At 69.2% G+C, this 19,372-nt stretch carries 12 protein-coding genes; 6 read left to right on the plus strand and 6 right to left on the minus strand.

All coding sequences use genetic code 11. The features are described 5' to 3' along the window. Positions 1 to 12 precede the first annotated feature (12 nt). From dnaE to J7520_RS08465, 3 genes are all read left to right on the plus strand, one after another. Entirely contained in the window at positions 13 to 3,507 is a 3,495-nt protein-coding gene (gene dnaE / locus J7520_RS08455) for a DNA polymerase III subunit alpha (RefSeq protein ID WP_291186676.1), read from the plus strand. Between the two features lie 362 nt (positions 3,508 to 3,869). Next, complete coding sequence (locus J7520_RS08460) at positions 3,870 to 4,652, plus strand: hypothetical protein (RefSeq protein WP_291186679.1); 783 nt, start codon at positions 3,870 to 3,872, stop codon at positions 4,650 to 4,652. Continuing rightward, complete coding sequence (locus tag J7520_RS08465; RefSeq protein ID WP_291186682.1) at positions 4,649 to 6,013, plus strand: heparin lyase I family protein; 1,365 nt, start codon at positions 4,649 to 4,651, stop codon at positions 6,011 to 6,013. Before J7520_RS08460 ends, J7520_RS08465 begins: the two co-directional genes overlap by 4 nt. Before the next feature lie 42 nt (positions 6,014 to 6,055). Here J7520_RS08465 and J7520_RS08470 read toward each other — a convergent pair whose 3' ends face one another. Continuing rightward, positions 6,056 to 8,419: a heparinase II/III family protein gene (locus tag J7520_RS08470; RefSeq protein ID WP_291186683.1), complete on the minus strand. Its 2,364-nt coding sequence runs from the start codon at positions 8,417 to 8,419 to the stop codon at positions 6,056 to 6,058. A gap of 117 nt (positions 8,420 to 8,536) precedes the next feature. Then, the gene (locus J7520_RS08475) at positions 8,537 to 11,194 is read right to left on the minus strand and encodes a serine/threonine-protein kinase (RefSeq protein WP_291186687.1); all 2,658 of its coding nucleotides are present in this window, start codon (positions 11,192 to 11,194) and stop codon (positions 8,537 to 8,539) included. A gap of 258 nt (positions 11,195 to 11,452) precedes the next feature. Between J7520_RS08475 and J7520_RS08480 the strand changes: the two genes are divergently transcribed. The 3 genes from J7520_RS08480 to J7520_RS08490 all read left to right on the plus strand — a co-directional run bounded on the left by J7520_RS08480 (position 11,453) and on the right by J7520_RS08490 (position 14,612). Continuing rightward, complete coding sequence (locus J7520_RS08480; protein WP_291186690.1) at positions 11,453 to 12,070, plus strand: ECF-type sigma factor; 618 nt, start codon at positions 11,453 to 11,455, stop codon at positions 12,068 to 12,070. Positions 12,071 to 12,276: 206 nt separating this feature from the next. Then, entirely contained in the window at positions 12,277 to 13,236 is a 960-nt protein-coding gene (locus tag J7520_RS08485) for an acetyl-CoA carboxylase carboxyltransferase subunit alpha (protein WP_291186693.1), read from the plus strand. A gap of 185 nt (positions 13,237 to 13,421) precedes the next feature. Beyond that, entirely contained in the window at positions 13,422 to 14,612 is a 1,191-nt protein-coding gene (locus J7520_RS08490; protein ID WP_291186696.1) for an acyltransferase, read from the plus strand. 84 nt (positions 14,613 to 14,696) lie between these two features. Here the strand turns inward: J7520_RS08490 and J7520_RS08495 are convergent, their stop codons facing one another. From J7520_RS08495 to J7520_RS08510, 4 genes are all read right to left on the minus strand, one after another. Beyond that, positions 14,697 to 14,882 (minus strand): hypothetical protein, encoded by a 186-nt coding sequence (locus J7520_RS08495; RefSeq protein WP_291186699.1) that lies wholly within the window; start codon positions 14,880 to 14,882, stop codon positions 14,697 to 14,699. 302 nt (positions 14,883 to 15,184) lie between these two features. Continuing rightward, positions 15,185 to 17,413: a M3 family metallopeptidase gene (locus J7520_RS08500; protein ID WP_291186701.1), complete on the minus strand. Its 2,229-nt coding sequence runs from the start codon at positions 17,411 to 17,413 to the stop codon at positions 15,185 to 15,187. A gap of 97 nt (positions 17,414 to 17,510) precedes the next feature. Continuing rightward, a complete protein-coding gene (locus J7520_RS08505) occupies positions 17,511 to 17,813 on the minus strand; it encodes a hypothetical protein (protein WP_291186703.1) in 303 nt (100 codons plus the stop codon). A gap of 208 nt (positions 17,814 to 18,021) precedes the next feature. Beyond that, on the minus strand, positions 18,022 to 19,368 hold the full coding sequence (locus tag J7520_RS08510; RefSeq protein ID WP_291186705.1) for a LysM peptidoglycan-binding domain-containing protein: 1,347 nt from the start codon (positions 19,366 to 19,368) through the stop codon (positions 18,022 to 18,024). Positions 19,369 to 19,372: the final 4 nt, after the last annotated feature.

The raw sequence follows: 19,372 nt of genomic DNA on the forward strand, positions 1-19,372 counted from the left end.
CCCCGCCTCGCCATGCCCTCCGGCTTCGTCCACCTCCACGTCCACAGCGAGTATTCGCTGACCGACTCGACGATCCGCGTCGGCGATCTGGTCGCGAGCTGCGCGAGCGCGGGCATGCCGGCGGTGGCGCTGACCGATCAGGCCAACCTGTTCGCGCTGGTCAAGTTCTACAAGGCGGCCGAGAGCGCCGGCGTCAAGCCGATCGCCGGCAGCGATCTGTGGCTGGCCGACGCGCAGGACCGCAGCCGCCCGCAACGCGCGACGGTGCTGTGCCAGAACCGCCAGGGCTATTTGAATCTCTCGCGCCTGCTCTCGCGCGCCTACGCCGAGAACCGCCACGGCGACCACGCGCTGGTCGAGCCGGACTGGCTCGAGAGCACGCACGAAGGCCTGATCGTCCTGCTCGGTCAGCACAGCGACGTCGGCCAGATGCTGCTCGGCGGCCGCGACGAGGCCGCGCTGGAGCGCGCGCAGTGGTGGCGCTCGCGCTTCCCCGAGCGGCTCTATCTCGAAGTCGCGCGCACGCAGCGCGCCAACGAGGACGCCTTCCTCGCCAGCGCGCTCGACCTCGCCGCGCAACTCGACCTGCCGGCCGTCGCCAGCAACGACGTGCGCTTCCTCGCGCGCGAGGACTTCGAGGCGCACGAGGCGCGCGTGTGCATCCACGCCGGCCGCGTGCTGGCCGATCCGAAGCGACCGCGCGACTACTCGCCGGAGCAGTACCTGAAATCCGCCGAGGAGATGCAGGCGCTGTTCGCCGACCTGCCCGAACTCCTGGAGAACTCGGTCGAGCTGGCCAAGCGCTGCAATCTGGAACTCAGCTTCGGCAAGTACTTCCTGCCGGCGTTCCCGGTGCCGGACGACCACACGCTCGACAGCTTCATCCGCGCGCAATCGCACGAAGGACTCGCCGGGCGCCTCACCGCGCACGCGCCGGCGCCCGGCTTCACGCACGAGGACTACCTCGCCCGGCTCGACCGCGAGCTCGACGTCATCGTGCAGATGGGCTTCCCGGGCTACTTCCTGATCGTCGCCGACTTCATCAACTGGGCGAAGTCCAACGACATCCCGGTCGGACCCGGCCGCGGCTCCGGCGCCGGCTCGCTGGTCGCCTACGCGCTCGGCATCACCGACCTCGATCCGCTGCGCTACGGCCTGCTGTTCGAACGCTTCCTCAATCCCGAACGCGTGTCGATGCCGGACTTCGACGTCGACTTCTGCATGGACCGCCGCGACGAGGTGATCGACTACGTCGGCCGCAAGTACGGCCGCGACCGCGTCAGCCAGATCATCACCTACGGCACGATGGCGGCGAAGGCCGTGCTGCGCGACACCGGCCGCGTGCTCAGCATGCCCTACGGCCAGGTCGACAAGATCGCCAAGCTGATCCCGAAGATGCCGCTCGACCTCTCGCTGGAGGACGCGCTCGGCCGCTCGGACAAGTCGCGCAAGGAACCCGACCGCGTCGTCGCCGACTTCAAGGGCCTATATGAGAACGACGAGGACGTCACCGAGCTGGTCGACCTCGCGCTGAAGCTCGAAGACCTCACGCGCAACGCCGGCAAGCACGCCGGCGGCGTCGTCATCGCGCCGGGCCCGCTGAGCGACTTCGCCCCGCTGTTCTCCGAATCGGGTGGCGAAGGCCTCGTCACGCAGTACGACAAGGACGACGTCGAAGCGGTCGGCCTGGTCAAGTTCGACTTCCTCGGCCTGCGCACGCTGACGATCATCGACTGGGCGGTCAAGGCGATCAACGTGCGTCGCGCGCACAACGGCGAAGCGCCGCTCGACATCATGTCGATCCCGCTCGACGACCCCAAGGTGTTCGAGCTGCTGCAGAAGGCGCGCACGGTCGCCGTGTTCCAGCTCGAATCGCGCGGCATGCAAGGCATGCTGAAGGACGCCAAGCCCGACTGCTTCGAGGACATCATCGCGCTGGTGTCGCTGTACCGCCCGGGTCCGATGGACCTGATCCCGAGCTTCTGCGCGCGCAAGCATGGCCGCGAACCGATCGAGTATCCCGATCCGCGCGTCGAGCCCGTCCTGAAAGAGACCTACGGCATCATGGTCTATCAGGAACAGGTCATGCAGATGGCGCAGATCGTCGGCGGCTACTCGCTCGGCGGCGCCGACCTGCTGCGCCGCGCGATGGGCAAGAAGAAAGTCGAGGAAATGGCCAAGGAGCGCGCCAAGTTCCGCGAAGGCGCCGCCGGCAACGGCCTCGACGAACGCAAGGCCGACGCGATCTTCGACCTGATGGAGAAGTTCGCCGGCTACGGCTTCAACAAGTCGCACGCCGCCGCGTACGCGCTGGTCTCCTACCAGACCGCGTGGCTGAAGACGCACTACGCCGCCGAATTCATGGCCGCGGTGCTGTCCAGCGACATGGACGGCACCGACAAGGTGGTCAACTTCCTCGGCGAGGCGCGCGCGCTCGGCCTGGTCGTGCGGCCGCCGGACATCAACGCTTCCGGCTACATGTTCGAGGCGACCGACGCGAAGACCATCCAGTACGGCCTCGGCGCGGTCAAGGGCGTCGGCCGCGGCGCGGTCGAGAACGTCGTCGAGGTGCGCAGGCAGGGCGGCCCGTTCGCCGACCTCGCCGACTTCTGCCGCCGCATCGACGCGTCCAAGCTCAACAAGCGCACGCTCGAGGCGCTGATCCTGTCCGGCTCGATGGACGCGCTGGCGAAGAATCGCGCCACCTTGATGGTGCAGTTGCCCGAATGCATGCGTGCGGCCGAGCAGCAGGCGCGCGACGCGATGGCGGGCCAGAACGACATGTTCGGCGCGGCGAGCCCGGCCGCGCCGAAACTCGTGCTGCCGGAAGTGGACGACTGGCCGGCCGCGCAGCGCCTCGCCGGCGAACGCGACACGCTCGGCTACTACCTGTCCGGCCATCCGACCGACGTCTGGCGCGAGCTGATCGCCGCCGTCGCGACCTGCCCGATCGGCGAACTCGACAAGCACTACCGGCCGTCCGCGCGCGAAGGCCGCAGCCGCTTCTCCGACCTGCAGCAGGTCGCGCTGGCCGGCTCGGTGATCGGCTTGCGCAAGCAGGGCGATTCGCGTGCGTTCGTCACCGTCGAGGATTTCTCCGGCAAGTTCGAAGCCGTGCTCTATCGCGAGACCTGGGTCGAATACGGTCCGCTGCTGACGCGCGACGCGATCCTCCTGTTCGAAGGCGGCCTCAGCGTCGACGAATTCTCCGGCGGCTACCAGCTGCGCGTGAACTCAGTGTCGACGATCGAATCGGCCTGCGAACGACGCGCGCGCCTGCTGCGCCTGCGCCTCAACGGCGTGCGGCCGGACTTCGTCCCGAAACTGCAGCACGCGCTCGCCGCCTGGCGCGGCGGCGCCACGCCGGTGCGCATCAGCGTGCGCAATGCGACCGGACAGGCCGAAGTCGAACTCGGCGCCGAGTGGCGCGTGCGCGCCAACACCGAACTGCGCGAGACGCTCGCCGCCCTCGACGGCGTCCTGGCCGCGGAGCTGGTGTTCGGCTGAGTCCCTGTCGTTCCGGCGCCGGTCGCGCTCGGATCCTCCCTTCCGCTCGTCCAGGCCGCGAACAGCGCGGACGCTTCGTGTCGCCCGCCTTCACGCCTCGAACGTCACCCTCCATCCGGTGACACCCGCGGGCGCCCGATTGCGAGTGGGTCTTGGCGACTCACTCCAGGAGGGCATTCATGCTCCGATCCGTGCAGGTCCGACGTAGCGTGTTCACGTCCGTCGCGGCCATGGTTTTTTCCGTCACCGCCCACGCGGATTCTCGCGCGCCCGGTGGCGACGGCGGAGAGGCCGTCCCGGCCGATCCCGGTGGCGGATCTCCGTCGCCCGCCGAGCGAGGCGTCGACGGCTTCGGCGTGCGGATGATCTATCCGACGCGCGCCGGCGGCGAGACCTGGGCCATCGGCGAGGATCCCAATCACGACGACCGGTTCATCACGCAAGGAACGCTGGCGCGCAATTCCGACGGCTCGTGGCGGTTCGAGAACGACGCCGAGAACGCCAAGGTCCGCATGAGCGTGACGACCTCGGCCGGATACCACCAGAACCAGGTCGTCACCGACCACGCGGCACTCGCCGAGCGCGGCTACATGCAGAGTCCGCGCGACTGGAAGAACGTCGAGATCACCGGCTACGTGCGCGTGACCGACGTCAGCAATACCGGCGACGAGATCACCTGGTACGCGCGCGGCGGAAAGCACAGCAACCCGCAACCGTTCTGCGAAGGCGTCGCCTACAAGGGCGATCTGAAGTTCAGCGGCCGCGTGCGTTTCGCCAAGGAGCCCTGGCACGTGAACTACTACTTCCGTCCCGGCGACGGCGTGCCCGCCACGCGGAGCATCCTCGGGCGATGGGTCGGGTTCAAGACGGTCATGTACGACACGGACGCCGGCGTGCACCTGGAACTGTGGGTGGACGGAGAAGGCGACGGCCACTGGACGCAGGCCCTCGCCACCGACGACGTCGGCGGCTGGGGAAGCGACGAGGTGTACTGCAATGCGCCGGAAGCGATTCCGATCACCTGGGGCGGCCCGCTCGCCACGTTCCGCTGGGACAACGTGCGCAAGATCTCCTTCAAGCATCTGAGCGTGCGCGAGATCGAGCCGAACGACGACACCATCTTCCGCGAAGGATTCGACCCATGATCGGCAAGCCGCTCATCTCCGCCGCGCTGCTCGCGGCATTCGCCGCCTTCGGCCCGACGACGCAGGCGCACGTGGTCTGGAAAGGCAATTTCGAGACCGGCGACCTGTCGCAGTGGAACGTCCACCAGGGCAATCGGTTCGAACTCGTTCCCGCCAGCGGCCTGCCGCGCGGCGACGTGCGCGCGGTCGAGACCTCGGTCGAGCGGAACGACTGGAACAACGGCGGCGAGCGCAACGAACTCGTGCATTTCGTGCACGAGCCGGAAGGCTCGGAGTACTACTACCGCTGGCAGACGAGGTTCCCCACCGACTACCAGTCCGACCCGACGTGGCAGGTGTTCACCCAGTGGCACACCAAGGTGGACGGCGGCGTGCCGCCGGTGCAGTTCTTCCTCAACGGCGAGACCATGAACTTCGCCATCGAGGATCCGCAGCGCGTGCTCTGGACGACGCCGCTGGTGCGCGGCGTCTGGCACGACTTCATCCTGAACGTGAAGTTCTCCGACAACCGCAACACGGGTTTCGTCAAGCTCTGGCACGACGGCGCGGTCGTGGTCGAGAAGACCTTCGGCCGCACGCGCGCGCTCGACTATCTCAAGCAAGGCCTGTATCGCAACGCCTCGATGTCCACCACCGGAGTGGTCTACCACGCCGGAATGATCCAGGGCACCACGATGGAAGACGTCGCCGCTCCGGACTGCAACGCAGCGATGTGGTCGGGCGACTTCAGCACCGGCGACCTGACGCAGTGGACGCGCACGCAGGTCGCCGCGCCGGATCGCATCGCGCTCGAAGCGGCGCCGACGCCTGCGCCGCGCGGGCTGCCGGCCGCGCGCGTGACGGTGCAGCCGGGGGACCTGGTCTCCAACGGCAACCGCGCCCAGCTCGTGCATCTGCAGAACGCCTACGAGGGATCGGAGCATCTGTATCGCTGGCACGCGTACTTCCCGGGCGACTATCCGAGCGTCGGCGAATCGCAGGCGCTGCTGACGCTCAATCGCCGCGACGACGTCGCGCTGCCGCCCGTCGTGCTGCGCACGCTCGGCGAGGAACTGCAGCTGTCGTTCAACGACGCCGTCGTCTGGCGCCAGGCGCTGCAGCGCGCGCGATGGCAGACGTTCACGCTGTACGTGAAGTACTCGGACGATCCCTCGACCGGACGCGTCGCGCTGTATCACGACGATCGGCTCGTCGTCCCGCCGCAGGCCGGCGCGACGTACGCGGAGGACTACCTCAAGCTCGGCCTCAACCGCAGCGGCAATCTGCCGATGCCGAGCACGATCTACGTCGCGGGCATGACCGAGGCCTGTTCGCTGTTCGGCGTCGGCGGCGATCGCATCTTCGCCGACGGATTCCAATGAGCCGGACGTGCCCGGGCCGGTGTTCCGGCCCGGGCCGCCGCGTCAGCGCGGATCGAAGCCGTCGCGGAAGATCAGGTCGGCGGCGTCCGGCACGACGACGAATTCCCCTTCGCGACGGAACGACGTCGCCGCTCCGTTCCAAGTGACGCGCGTCGCCGCCGGCGCATACAGCCGCACCGGCCCGGCTCCGCTCGAGGAAATCGCCAGATCCGTACGATCGAGCCCGTCCGCTTCGAGCGCCGGTCCCGCTTCGTCCGTCGACGCCAGCACGCGCGTGGCGTCGGACAGCCGCGTCGCGTCGATCAAGGCGACGCGGGTCGGCGCGCCGTCGGCGCCGTAGGCCGCGACGCCGACGCTGCCGAGCAAGGTGAAGCTGCCGATCGTGCGCGCGGTGCCCGGCTCGTCGTTGAACACGGCGAGCGAGCGCGCTCCGCCGGCGCGGATGCGTACGCCGCCGTCGGGCTGCACCGGGTCGATCGCCTCGACGACCGGCCGGTCGCTCCGGCCGTCGGCGGAGGCCGGCACCAGCGCGGTCAGGAACGTCGTCGCGGCCGCTGCGGGCGCGCTCACCTGGGCCAGCGTCACCGATCCGGCAGGGTTGAAGTCGCCGATGTGCTGCGGCCTCTGCGCTTCGAACGACACGTCGAACGTCGAAGGCGACACCACCGCGACGCCGAGCAGCTGATCGTTCTCGCCCGTGCCGCGCAACCATCGACCGCCGTCCTCGCGCGCGCCGCCGTTCATGAAGTGGCACAGCCACGTGTAGCGGTGCGGGACCGGCGAGCGCAGCACGTCGCGCAGCACGATCCAGCGCCGGTCGACGAACAAGGCCTGCCGATGCCAGAGCGAGAGGCGCGCCGCGGCCGGATAGAGGGAAGAACCGTCCGCCGCGGCGTAGGCGAAATGCGCGGTCGAGTCGTGCCGGAGAATGCCGCCGCGGCGCGACGGGAACCACGGATAGGCGTCGAGATCGTCGCCGTGATCGCGCACGCCCTCGCCCGACTGCCCTTCGCCGTCGACGAGGATCACGTTGTGGAAGATCGCCTTGTTCGCCGCCGGCGGCGGCGAATCGCGATGCCCGATGTAGTACCCCGGCGCTTCGGGCGCGAGCCAGGAACCGTTGCCGTACAGGTAGAAGCCGTTGTCGTCGGCATGGTCGTGGCCGATGTTCAGCCGCCCGGTCGGCGCCGTTCCCGCCGCCTGCCAGTCCCATCCGGAGAGGCCGCCGAACGTGCCGCTCTTCAATCCGAACAGCGTCGCGCCCGCGCCCCAGCCGCTGCGGAAGACCACCGATTGCTGATTCGATCCGTACCAGTCGAGCGGCTCGGTGGAGAGATCGGCCGAGGGCACCGACGCGTCGTGGAACAGGAACTCGAACACGCGCGGCAGCAGCGACGGCGCCCACGTCGTCTGCGCGGTGCCGGCGATCCAGCGGTCGGCGGCGGCCTGTGCGACGGGATCGCGGTAGCGCGCGGCCGCGTAGCGCAGCAGCGGCATCTCGTCGACTTTGGAGAAGTGCGAGAAATCCCCGTTCATGATCAGGTATTGGTTCGGCCGCTCCGGCAGCTGCACGTGCGCACGCATCGCGCCGTAGCCGCGCATCAGGCCGAGATCGCCGTAGTCCGGCTGCCCCGCGCGCGCCAGCGCGGTGACGAACGGCAGGTGCCAGCCGAGGCCGTAGGCGAGATAGCTGAGCCCTTCGTGCCAGGTGCCATCCGCGATCGGGTCGAGCAGCGTCTCGACGTCGCGCGCGTTGGTCTTGGCTTTGTCCAGCCAGCGCGCCGTCGTCGCCGCGTCCACTTCGCCGCGCGTGGCCAGCGCGGCGAAACCGATGGCGGCATGGTTGATCCAGTTGTGGTTCTGCAGGAACGAGCGCTGCCACCAGTCGTGCGGCGGCACCGGATCCATCAGCACGTCCGCATTGCGCGCGATCGTCTCGACGATCGCGTCGGTCGATTCGAGCCGAGGGGCCAGCATGTCGTAGGCGAGCGACACCGCCGCCACGAGATGGGCGAGGATCAGGTCCTGGGTGCCGTCGAGGTCCAGGTCGCCCCAGTCGACGACGGTGGTCAGCCAGTCGCGCGCGAGATCGAAGTAGCGCGTGTCACTCTCTAGCGTGGCGACGAACGCGAACATCACCAGCATGTCGCCGATCGTCCGGCGGTCGCCGCTCGCGTAGGTGGTGCCGTTCGCCAGCGTCACCTCGCCGTTCCGCGCCACGCGGCTGCCCCAGTGCTGCTGCGCGACGCGGCGCAGGTTCTCGTAGGCTTGCGGGTAGCTCTCCCTCTTGGCGCGCAGCTGCGGCACGTCGGCGGCACCGAACAGCACGTCGGGATGCGCCGCCGGCGCCGGCGGCGCGGACAAGGCCAGCACGAGCGCCACGGCGGGCAAAGACCATTTCGACATCGGAATGTCCTCTCGGGGCGAGCGGCACGAAAGCGATCTCGCTGCGCACCGGCGCGCTCGCTCGCACCGGTGGCCCGTTGCATTCGCAATGGCGCGCCGGCGAGTGCCAGGGGACGTTCAGCGCGCCGCGGTGCCTTCGCCGAGCACGGCCAGTTCGCGTTCGAGATAGGCCGGCAGTTGACGGCCGGGCGCGCGCTGCCGGGCCAGTGCGGCGAACGCATCGGCGCGCGTCTCCAGTCCGGCGGCACGCGCGGCGCGCGCCAGCGCCGCGTAGGCGTCGATGCGTTCGCGCTCGCCGGTCGGCGGCAGCCGCTTCACCTCCGCGGCGAGGGCGTCGAGGTCGGCCGCTTCCGCGCGCCGCCCGAGCGCGATCGACACGCGCAGACGCTCGGCGCGGCGCCTGACCTGCACGGACACCTCGGCCTCGGCGGCGTCGGCCTTGGTTTCCAGGTCGAGCAGCTGCAGCGCCTCCTCGGGGCGGCCGGCCTGCTCCATCGCCACCGCCAGCCAGCCGTAGACGCGCGCGACCTTGGCCGGATGGCGTGCGCCGCCGCGCAGGAATTCCTCCACGCCGTCGCGCGTGCCGGACGTCTCCGCGGCCGCCTCGTCGAAGCGGCCGGCCTCGGCCAGCGTGCGGACGATCTGCGCCGAGATCAGCAATCGCCCGAGCGGATCCTCGACGCACAGGCGGCGCGCCTCCTGCAGCGTGCCGAGCGCTTCGTCGTAGCGGCCGCGGTCGCGCGCGAGACCGCCGACGTTGAACAAGGGCATCGCCAGCGAAGTGGTCGCCGCGGGATCGTTCGCGCGCCGCACCGCGACCGATTCGCGCAACAGCGCATCCGCCTCGTCGAAGTAGCCGATGCGCACGAGGAAGGTTCCCAGATACGTCAGCGGCATCGCGAGCATCGAGCTACCCGCCGGATAACCCGCGCGGGCGATCTCGAGCGCGCGGCGATACGACGCCTCGGCGCGATCCCACCGCCCGAGCGATTCGGCGATGTCGCCGCCGAGCGCGAAGAACGCGTGGTCCTCCGGCACCGGCGTGCCGATCAGGTCGATCGCTTCGGTCATGCGCGCGTCGGCCTCCTGCAGCCGCCCGGCCGCGAACAGCGTGCGCGCCAGATTGCCGAGGATGTTCATGCGCCGGCGCGGCGACGGCGGCTGGATGGTCGCCTCGATCGTCGCGGCGCGCGTTTCGTCGTCGAAGGCCCGGTCCAGATCGCCGAGGATCTCATGGACCGACGCGCGATGCAGATGCGCCTGCACGACCTTCTCGCGCCACTCCGGCTCGCGCTCGAGCAAGGCGATCGCGCGGTCGAACGCGTCGATCGCCTCGCGCCGCCGCGCTTCGCTCATCGCCAGCACGCCCTGTTCGAGCGCGATGCGCCCGCGCAGGCTGCGCGACGCGGCGGGATCGGCGGCCCACGCCTCGGCGTCGTCGATCTGGCGGTGCGCCTGCACGAACTGTCCCAGCCGCGTCTGGATCGAGCCGATCACCAGCAGCAGTTCCGCCTTCAGTGGGCCGTCGGCGAGATCGGAACGCGCGGTGTCCGCGCCGCGCGCCAGCAGCGCGCGCGGATCGGCCGGATTGGTCTCCGGGCTGGCCGCGTCGAACAGGCTCACCAGGAATTCCTGCACCTCGCGCGCTCGCGCCGACTCCGCCGTGGCGCGTCGCGACTGCCAGCTGGTGGCGGCCAGGCCGCCGATCAGGGCGAGCAGGATGGCGGCGGCCGCGGCGACGCCCCAGCGATGGCGCGAGACGAAGCAGGCCGCACGATAGCGCAGCGTCGGGCGTCGCACCGCCAGCGGTTCTCCCGCCAGCCAGCGGCGCAAGTCGTCGGCGAGCGCCTGCACGGTGGCGTAGCGATGTCGCGGATCCTCGGCGAGCGCCTTCTGCACGATCGCGCCGAGATCGCCGAGGCGGCGCAACGGCGCGGCCGCCGCCTTCGCGCCGCCGTGCGGCGGATGGCCGACCAGCAGCCGGCACAACAGCGCGCCGAGGCCGTAGACGTCCATCGCCGTGCTCGGCGGCGCCCCCTCGAACTGCTCCGGGGCGGCGTATTGCGGCGTCAACGGTCGCCAGCGCGTGTCCGCCGCCGTGCCGGCACCGTCGATCAGCCGCGCGATGCCGAAGTCCAGCAGGCGGACGTGGCCGTCGACGTCGACCAGCACGTTGGACGGCTTGATGTCCCGATGGATGACGAGGTTCTGGTGCGCGTGCGCGACCGCTTCGCAGACGTCGGTGAACAGGCGCACGATCGCGCGCGGCGGCAGCTTGCGCTGCTCGCACCAGGCGTCGATCTGCACGCCGTCGACCAGCGCCATCGCGAACCACGGCGTGCCGTCGTCGGCCATGCCCGCGTCGAACAGCTGCGCGATGTGGGGGTGGTTGAGGCGCGCCAGGATCGCCTGTTCCGCCCGGAAGCGCTCCGCGCCGGACAATACCAGCGCGCCGAGCGCCATGACCTTGACCGCGGCGACGCGGCCGTCGTCGCCGCGCGCGCGATGCACCACCGACATGCCGCCGCGGCCGATTTCGCCGTCGAGCGTCCAGGCGCCGAGCCGTCGGCCGGCGAGGCCGCCGGCATTGCCGATGCGTGCGTCGAGCGGCCCCGGGCCGCGCTCGTGCGCGTCGATCAGGCGGCGCACGCATTCGCGCACCTCCGGCGCCAACGTCATCGCCGCCAGACGCGCCTCGCGCTCCGCGGACGGCAGGTCCAGCAGCGCGTCGAACGCGTCGTGAGCTTCGTGCCACATCGCCGTCGTCGGATTCATGTCCCACGCCTGACCATTCGACCCGGGCATCGCTGCCGTCGCCGACGACGGATGTCCGGCAGACAGCCGTCGCGGACTTCCATTTTGCAGCTTCCGCAAAAAAGAGCACACTCCGCCCGACCTTCCACCGTGATCGACCCGCCGACGGGCGCGTCCGCCCGCGGAGGACGGACGGCGAACGCGGCCTGCTCCCGGCACGTCGCGCCCATTTCCCGGCGGCTCGCAGGCCAGGGGGAAGCGCATGAACGTATCCACATCATGACCGACGCGGCTTTCCCGCAGGCCGCGGCGCGCGCACCGGCGAGCGAGATCACGCTGCTGCTCGAGGCGGTTCACGGCGGCGACCGCGACGCGCTCGCACAGGTGTTCGGCCAGCTCTACGCGGAACTGCGCCAGATCGCGCGAACGCGCGTGGCAAACAATCCGCGCACGCTGACGCCGACCGTGCTCGTGCACGAAGCGTTCGTGCGGCTGATCCGCGCGCGCCAGCTCGACCTGCGCGATCGGCGGCACTTCTTCGCCTGCGCCGCGCGCGCGATGCACGCCGTCGCCGTCGACCACCTGCGCCGCCGCACGGCCGACAAGCGCAACGGCGGCGACGCGGCGCAGCCGCTCGACGACGTGCCGGTGCCCGCTCCCGACGCCGGCCTGGATCTGCTCGGCATCGACCACGCCCTGCGCCGGCTCGATGCGATCAGCCCGCGCCAGCGCGAGATCGTCGAGCTGCGCTTCTTCGGCGGCTTCGAGTTCGAGGAGATCGCCGAGATCGTCGGCTGCTCGCTGCGCACCGCCAAGCGGGACTGGGAGCGCGCGCGTGCCTTCCTGCACGCGCAGCTCGGCGAGAATCCGCCCGCGCCGGCCGGGCTTTCGCCGTGATCGCCGATGGGGAACTCGCCTCCCCTCGTCGAGGCGATCCCCGCGCACACCGCGCGACGGCGCGTTCCTAGCGCGGAATCGTGCGTTTCCGCGACGCTTCCGGCGACGCGAATCGACGCGCACGACATCCGATGACGACCGACTCTGATCGAGTCCGCCAAACCGGTATACTCCCGCCTTTGCCCGCCGGGCTCGAACGTCCGCGAATGAACCCGAACTTCCTCGATTTCGAACAACCGATTGCCGACCTGGACGCCAAGCTCCAGGAGCTGCGCCATGCCAGTCACGGCCAGGCGATCAACATCGAAGACGAGATCGCGACGCTGCAAGGCAAGCTGAAGACGAAGACGGCGGAGATTTTCCGCAATCTTTCGCCCTGGCAGGTCGCGCAGGTCGCGCGGCATCCTGCGCGGCCGTACACCCTCGACTACGTCGGCGTGATCTGCCAGGAGTTCCACGAACTCGCCGGCGATCGCGCCTACGCCGACGACGCCGCGATCGTCGGCGGCCTCGCCCGCATCGCCGACCGCAGCGTGATGGTGATCGGCCACCAGAAGGGTCGCGACACGAAGTCCAAGATCAAGCGCAACTTCGGCATGCCGCGGCCGGAAGGCTATCGCAAGGCGCTGCGCCTGATGCGGCTGGCGGAACGCTTCAAGCTGCCGATCCTGACCTTCATCGACACGCCCGGCGCCTATCCGGGCGTCGGCGCCGAGGAGCGCGGCCAGAGCGAGGCGATCGCGCGCAACCTGCTCGAGATGTCCGACCTGCGCGTGCCGATCCTCTGCACCGTGATCGGCGAAGGCGGCTCCGGCGGCGCCCTGGCGATCGGCGTCGGCGACGTCACCAACATGCTCGAATACAGCACCTACTCGGTCATCACGCCGGAAGGCTGCGCCTCGATCCTGTGGAAGACCGCCGAGCGGGCGAAGGACGCGGCCGAAGCGCTCGGCCTGACCGCGCCGCGGTTGAAGGAACTCGGCCTGGTCGACAAGATCGTCCGCGAGCCGCTCGGCGGCGCGCACCGCAACCCGAAGGGGATGGCGGTGCGTCTGAAGGCCGTACTGCTGAACCAGCTCGACGAGCTGCAGGCACTCGACGAGAAGACCCTGCTCGAACAGCGCTACCAGCGCCTGCGGCGACACGGCGCGTTCCTCGAGACGTGAGTGTGCGCGATGCGCAGCCGCGGGCTCTGTGCGGTGTCGCCGGTTGCGACCTCGCTCGCGACCGCGTGGAGCCGGATCGCTCCGGCGACGCTCGCGGGACCGGATCGACGCGCGACGCCGACGGCCCGTAGGCCGGTCCGCGCCCCGGCCCGCTGATCCGCCCCCGCCGAGCGCGAGCACTTGTCATGTCCACCGTCCGCCCGGCGACGATAGCCACCGACATTCCCGCCTTGACGGGCTTGCGCGGCGTGGCGGCGTTCTGGGTGCTGCTCTATCACGCCTGGGTCAACGCGACGCCGCGCGCGATCGAGATCGGCTTCGGCTCGTATTCGCTCAATCTGACCGTCGCGTTCTCCGGCGGCGGCGCCGGCGTGGACGTGTTCTTCACCCTGTCGGCGTTCCTGCTCGCGCTTCCGTTCGTGCAGTGGCGGCTGGGACTCGTCGCCAGGCCGTCGCTCGGCATCTACTGGATCCGCCGCATCGTGCGGATCTTTCCCGCCTACTACGCGCAGCTGGCCGTGCTCCTGTTCCTGGCCGGCGTGTTCGGCATCGGCACCTGGCCCGATGCTCGACGCCTGATCGGCAATCTGCTGCTCTGGTTCAACTTCGGCAGTTCCGGCGTCGCCCCGCTCAACGGCGTCGCCTACACGCTGCCGATCGAGTTCTCGTTCTATCTCGTGCTGCCGCTGCTTGCGCTGCTGCTGCGTCCGCGCTGGTGGGTTCTGTTGCTGCTGTTCGCCGTCGCGGAAACGCAGCTCTATCGGCACCTGATGTTCGATCCGGCGGCCGATACGATGAGCAAGGTCGTCGTCCTGAACCAATTGCCCGGACGGCTCGACCAGTTCGTGTTCGGCATGCTCGCCGCGTACGCCTACGTGCGCACCGCGACGACCGGCCGATTGCCCGGCCGCCGCGCGGCCGACGCCTCGTTCCTCGCCGGCGTGGCCGGCGTGGTGCTCATGCTCGCGCTGCTGCAAATGGGCTCCGAAACCTTCTGGAGCGGCAGCTGGCTGCTGTTCGTCTGGCACGGCGGCATGGGAGCCGCGATCGCGCTCGTGCTCTATGCGAGCGCCGCCGGCAGCCGCATCGCGCGACTGCTGTTCGACAACCGGCCGCTGCGGCAGCTCGGCCTGATCAGCTTCGGCCTGTACCTCTGGCATCCGCCGATCCTGGAGTGGCTGACCAACGCAGGCGCCTTCGATCGCATCGACGGCTATCGCCTGCCTTGGTCGCTGCCCGTTCTTCTGCTGCTGACGGGGCTGGTGGCGGCGTTGTCGTACCGTTTCGTGGAGCGGCCGCTGCTTCGGCTCGGGCATCGGAAGAGCAAGACCTCCGCCGCTGCCGCGGAGCTGACTATCGCCACGCCGTCCGCCTGACGCGCCGCTTCCGGAAGCAGCCCGTGAGGCCGCTCTCGATCGACACGCCGCTTACCGATGAGGCCGCGAATCGCCGCACTGAGATCAGGCGGAGCGCCGTTGCGCCGCCTCGATGTTTTCGTTGAGCTTCCGGAGCTCGACCGCGATAGCGTCCAGCTTCGCCTTCGTTCCGAAGATCGCAAATGGGACGAAAAACCATACGACCGCCAGCGAGAGTCCGAGGAGTATTCCAATCACGTAGAACCACAGAGCGATGTTGAGCGACGTCATGATTTCAGTCCTTGTGAGTAGGCTCTCACCGGCGAAGCCGTGCGGAAGCGCGGGCTCGACCGACGCCACCTCAGTATGTCCAGGCCCTGCGGCTTTGCCTATCGGACGACAGGGTGATCTCGCGTAGGAATTCGCTGCACGATCGGGCGCGCCCCCCTCTACGAGTCAGCCGATCGGATCTTCCCGGAAAAGATCAGGGAATCTCGCGTTCGCAGAGATCCCGTCTTCCGAGATTTCCTCTTCGCTCAAAAAAAAAGCCGCCCGACACAGTCGGGCGGCTTCGTTGGACACCTTTCGACCGTTTACTTCTTCTTCGACTTCTTCGCCTTGCCCTTCGCCGCCGGCGCAGCGGTCAAGCCGCGGCGCTCCAGCAGCGGCTCGATCTGCGGATCGTGGCCGGTGAAATCGTGGAACAGCTGCATCGCGTCCTTGCTGCCGCCGCGCGAGAGCAGGGTCCGGCGGAAGCGGTCACCGTTGGCGCGGGTCAGGCCGCCGTTCTGCTTGATCCACTGCACGGTGTTCGCGTCGAGCACCTCGGACCAGATGTAGGCGTAGTAGCCGGCCGCGTAGCCGCCCATGATGTGGCTGAAGTACGGCGTGCGGTAGCGCGGCGGCACCGGCGCGTAGTCGACGCCGTCCTTCTTCAGCGCAGCCGCCTCGAAGGCCATCACGCCGCCGGCGGCGGGCACCGCGTCGACGCTGCCGATCTGGTGCCAGTTCTGGTCGAGCATCGCCGCGCCGAGGTATTCGGTGGTGCGGAAGCCTTCGTTGAACTGCGCCGCGGCCATCACCTTGTCGAGCAGTTCCTTCGGCATCGGCGCACCGGTGCGGTAGTCCTTGGCGTAGTTGGCCAGCACGCTCGGCCAGTCGGCCCACATCTCGTTGACCTGCGAGGGGAACTCGACGAAGTCGCGCGGCACGCTGGTACCGGCGAAGTACGGGTACTTCACGTTCGAGAACATGCCGTGCAGCGCATGGCCGAACTCGTGGAACATCGTGCGCGTCTCGTCCCAGGTCAGCAGGGTCGGCTTGCCGGCCGAGGGCTTGGGAATGTTGAGGTGATTGGCGACCACCGGCAGCGTGCCGAACAGCGTGTTCTGCTGCACGTAGGCGTTCATCCAGGCGCCGCCGCGCTTGGACGGACGCGCGTACATGTCGGCGATGAAGATGGCGAGCTGCGAGCCGTCCTCGTTGAAGACGTCGTAGGTCAGCACGTCGGGCTGGTACACCGGAAGGTCGGTGCGCTGCTTGAACTTCAGCCCGTAGAGCTGGCCGGCGGCGTAGAACACGCCGTTCTCGAGCACGTTCTTCATCTCGAGGTACGGCTTGATCTGCGACTCGTCGAAGGCGTACTTCTTCTGGCGCACCTTCTCCGAGTAGAACGCCCAGTCCCAGGGCTCGAGCCTGAAGCTCGGCTGTCCTTTCGCCTTCTGCTCGCTGTCGATCACCGCCTGCAGCTCGGCCGCCTCGCGCTTGGCGTTGGCGACCGCCGGCGGCGCCAGCTTGCCGAGCATCGCGTTGACCGCTTCGGGCGTCTTCGCGGTCTGGTTGGACAGGCTGTAGGCGGCGTAGGTGGGATAGCCGAGCATCTTCGCGCGCTCGACGCGCAGCTTCATGATCTGCGAGACGATCGCGGTGTTGTCGTACTGGTTGCCGCGGCTGCCGCGCACGATCGAGGCTTCGTGCAGGCGCTGGCGCAGCGCGCGGTTGGTCAGGAACGCTTCCGGCGCCTGGCCGGTGGTGTTCTGCAGCGCGAGCACGTACTTGCCGTCGAGCTTGCGCGTCTTGGCCGCCTCGGCGGCGGCGGCGATCGCCTCGTCGGAGAGACCGTCGAGTTCTTCCTTGCTGTCGACCACGATCGCCGACTCGTTGACCTCGGCGAGCACGTTCTGGCTGAACTGCGTCGCCAGCGTCGCCAGCTCGCCGTTGATCTGCTTCAGGCGCGCCTTGTCGGCATCCGACAGCTTGGCGCCGGCGCGCACGAAATCGTCGTGGTAGCGCTCGACCAGGCGCACGCCCTCGGCGTCGAGGCCGAGCGCGCTGCGCTGTTCGTACAGCGCTTGCAGGCGCGCGAACAATTTCGGATTGAGCTGGATCGCGTCCTGGTGCGCGCTCATCTTGGCCGCGTAGTCGGCCTGGATCTTCTTGCGCGCATCGTTGGTGTCGGCGCCGACCAGGCTGTAGAACAGCGTGGTCGCGCGGTCGAGCAGCTGGCCGCTCTTTTCCATCGCGACGATTGTGTTGTCGAACGTCGGCGCCGCCGGATCGTTCGCGATCGCGTCGACTTCCTTCAGTTGCTCGGCCATGCCGCGATCGAAGGCCGGCGCGAAGTCGGTGTCCTTGACCTTGTCGAACTGCGGGTACTGCAGCGGCAGCGGGCTCTGCGCGAACAGCGGATTGGCCGCCTCGCTCGTCGAGCCGGCCGCGGCTTTGTGCGAACCGGCGGCGTCAGGCTTGGTCGGCGCGGTGCAGGCGCCGAGCGCCAGGGTGGACAGCGCCGCGGTCAGCGCCAGAGCGAGAGGATGCTTCATCGGTCGGTACCTGAACGTAAAGGACCGCCGAGACTACCAAAACCGGCCGGGCGCAACCCCTGACGAAAGGCATGGCCGCCGAACGGCGGCCCGCCGCCTATTCGACCTCGATCTCGATGCCGCCGACGAAACCGGCCACGAGGTTGTAGACGGCCGCGCCGATCGCCCCGGCCGCGAAACCGATGGCGCCGTACATGATCGGCAGGAAGATCACCATGCCGATGCCGCCGAGAAGCCCGAAGCCGAGACCGGCGCCGGCCTGGTTGTTCGCCGCGCCGAACAAGCCGCCGAGCATGGTGCCGAAGAACAGGAAGCAAAGGCCCATCAGCAATCCGAAGAGGGCCATGACGCAGCCCTGCACGATGGCGGCCTTGAGCACGCCGACACGCTTGATGATCACGTCGATTCTCCCCTTGCAGACGCGGCGCGCCGCCGCCGGCGCAGACTACGTCATCGTCTCGGCCGGCGCACGCTCGCCGGCCGGTGTTTCGTGGATGCCCGCCACGAGCGGCGCAGCCGGATCGGCGATGCCCCGCCGGCTTTCGCGCCGGTCGGGGACATCGCGATCTGCGGCGCCCCTGAAGTCCCGCGTCGCGCGCTCCGGTGCGCTAGGACGTGAACTTGGCGAACTGTCCTTCGTCGGCGCAGCGCTGGAGAATGCCCTGCAGGCTCGCGAGGCGCTCCTCGAACGTGTCGCCCGACGGCGGATTCGCGCGTCCCTGCGCGGTGTTCGCCCACTTCGCCTCGGCCTCGGCGAGGAGCTTCTTCTGTTCTTCCGGCGGCTTCGATTCGATGCCGTCCAGAGGATCGCGCTGCACGTCGAGCGCGGCTTCGCGCACCGCGGCCAGCGAGTACAGTTCGTCGCGCTGCTGCGGACTGAGCGGCGGCAGCCCCGCCTTCTCGCGGCCAATGTCGATACTGTCGACGAAGGTCTGCACGTGGTCGCTGCTCGCGCTCTGTCCCCAGCCGTCGGTCACGCGTACGAGCCGTTCGCCGTCGTCCGGATCGAGCCCCATGTTCTGGAACAGAGCCCGCGCCTTGTCGACCCGCTCGTCGATCGATTTCGAGGTATCGAAGATTTCTCCGTTACGGCCGAGGATGGCGTGCATCGATTCGTGTTCGAGCGTGTCCGTGCCGTCTTCGAGCGAGGACACGGGCAGGTAGACGTGGTCGCCGACGGTCACTCCGCCGGTGTCGGGATACCGCTTCTGGTATTCCTCGTCGCTGAGCACCGTCACCGGTACGCCCAGCCGCTTCGCCTCGGCCAGGATCTTCGCCGCCGTCGGCGAGGCCTGCGCCGATTTCGCCTCGTAGCGTTCGACCAGCAGCGGACCCAGCGTCTTCACGCACGACGCGATCTGCTTCTGGTACTCGGCCCTGGCCTGGTCGTACGCGTCCTTGCTGGGGAAGTCGTGCTCATTGGGCGGGTCGAGCTTCAACTGCTCGTACTTCACTTCCACCTTGGCCGTCTCGACCTGGCCGGCGTGCAGCGCCTTGGCGAAGTCGTAGGCGAACGAACCGAGAAATCCGCCGGGGAAATCCTCGCGCTTGGGCGGATTCGCTTCGAGCTGGCGCAGGCGGTCCCTCGCCGCGTGCAGCCCCGGAGACGCCGAAGGCGCCCCGGCACCACCGCCGATGCCTCCGACGCCGCTGCCCACCACGCCGCCGACGGCGCCTCCCGCGCCGGGAGGCGCGGGATCGTTCGGCTCCGGATACGGCTGCGCGTCGACGACTCGAGCGGAATCGGCTCGCGCGGGAATGCGGATGACCTGGTCCGGATAGATCACCTCGGGATTGACGACCTCGGGATTCGCGGCGGCCAGGTCGTCCGTGGAAACGCCGAATCGCTCGGCGATCGTCGGCAGCGTGTCGCCGCGCTGGGCGACGTGAACCTGTCCCTGATCGGCCAGGGCGTCGCTGCCGTAGCGGACGGCGGATACCGGTGCGATGGACATGCCG

This window comes from Dokdonella sp. (assembly GCF_017744955.1).
In the GTDB taxonomy this organism is placed as follows: domain Bacteria; phylum Pseudomonadota; class Gammaproteobacteria; order Xanthomonadales; family Rhodanobacteraceae; genus Dokdonella_A.

Bases quoted from the DNA above. Each gene is read 5' to 3' on its own strand.
- J7520_RS08460 (WP_291186679.1), top strand. From the start codon at position 3,870: ATGATCTATCCGACGCGCGCCGGCGGCGAGACCTGGGCCATCGGCGAG.
- J7520_RS08490 (WP_291186696.1), top strand. From the start codon at position 13,422: ATGTCCACCGTCCGCCCGGCGACGATAGCCACCGACATTCCCGCCTTG.
- dnaE (WP_291186676.1), top strand. From the start codon at position 13: ATGCCCTCCGGCTTCGTCCACCTCCACGTCCACAGCGAGTATTCGCTG.
- J7520_RS08470 (WP_291186683.1), bottom strand. From the start codon at position 8,419: ATGTCGAAATGGTCTTTGCCCGCCGTGGCGCTCGTGCTGGCCTTGTCC.
- J7520_RS08510 (WP_291186705.1), bottom strand. From the start codon at position 19,368: ATGTCCATCGCACCGGTATCCGCCGTCCGCTACGGCAGCGACGCCCTG.
- J7520_RS08475 (WP_291186687.1), bottom strand. From the start codon at position 11,194: ATGAATCCGACGACGGCGATGTGGCACGAAGCTCACGACGCGTTCGAC.
- J7520_RS08480 (WP_291186690.1), top strand. From the start codon at position 11,453: ATGACCGACGCGGCTTTCCCGCAGGCCGCGGCGCGCGCACCGGCGAGC.
- J7520_RS08500 (WP_291186701.1), bottom strand. From the start codon at position 17,413: ATGAAGCATCCTCTCGCTCTGGCGCTGACCGCGGCGCTGTCCACCCTG.
- J7520_RS08485 (WP_291186693.1), top strand. From the start codon at position 12,277: ATGAACCCGAACTTCCTCGATTTCGAACAACCGATTGCCGACCTGGAC.
- J7520_RS08465 (WP_291186682.1), top strand. From the start codon at position 4,649: ATGATCGGCAAGCCGCTCATCTCCGCCGCGCTGCTCGCGGCATTCGCC.
- J7520_RS08495 (WP_291186699.1), bottom strand. From the start codon at position 14,882: ATGACGTCGCTCAACATCGCTCTGTGGTTCTACGTGATTGGAATACTC.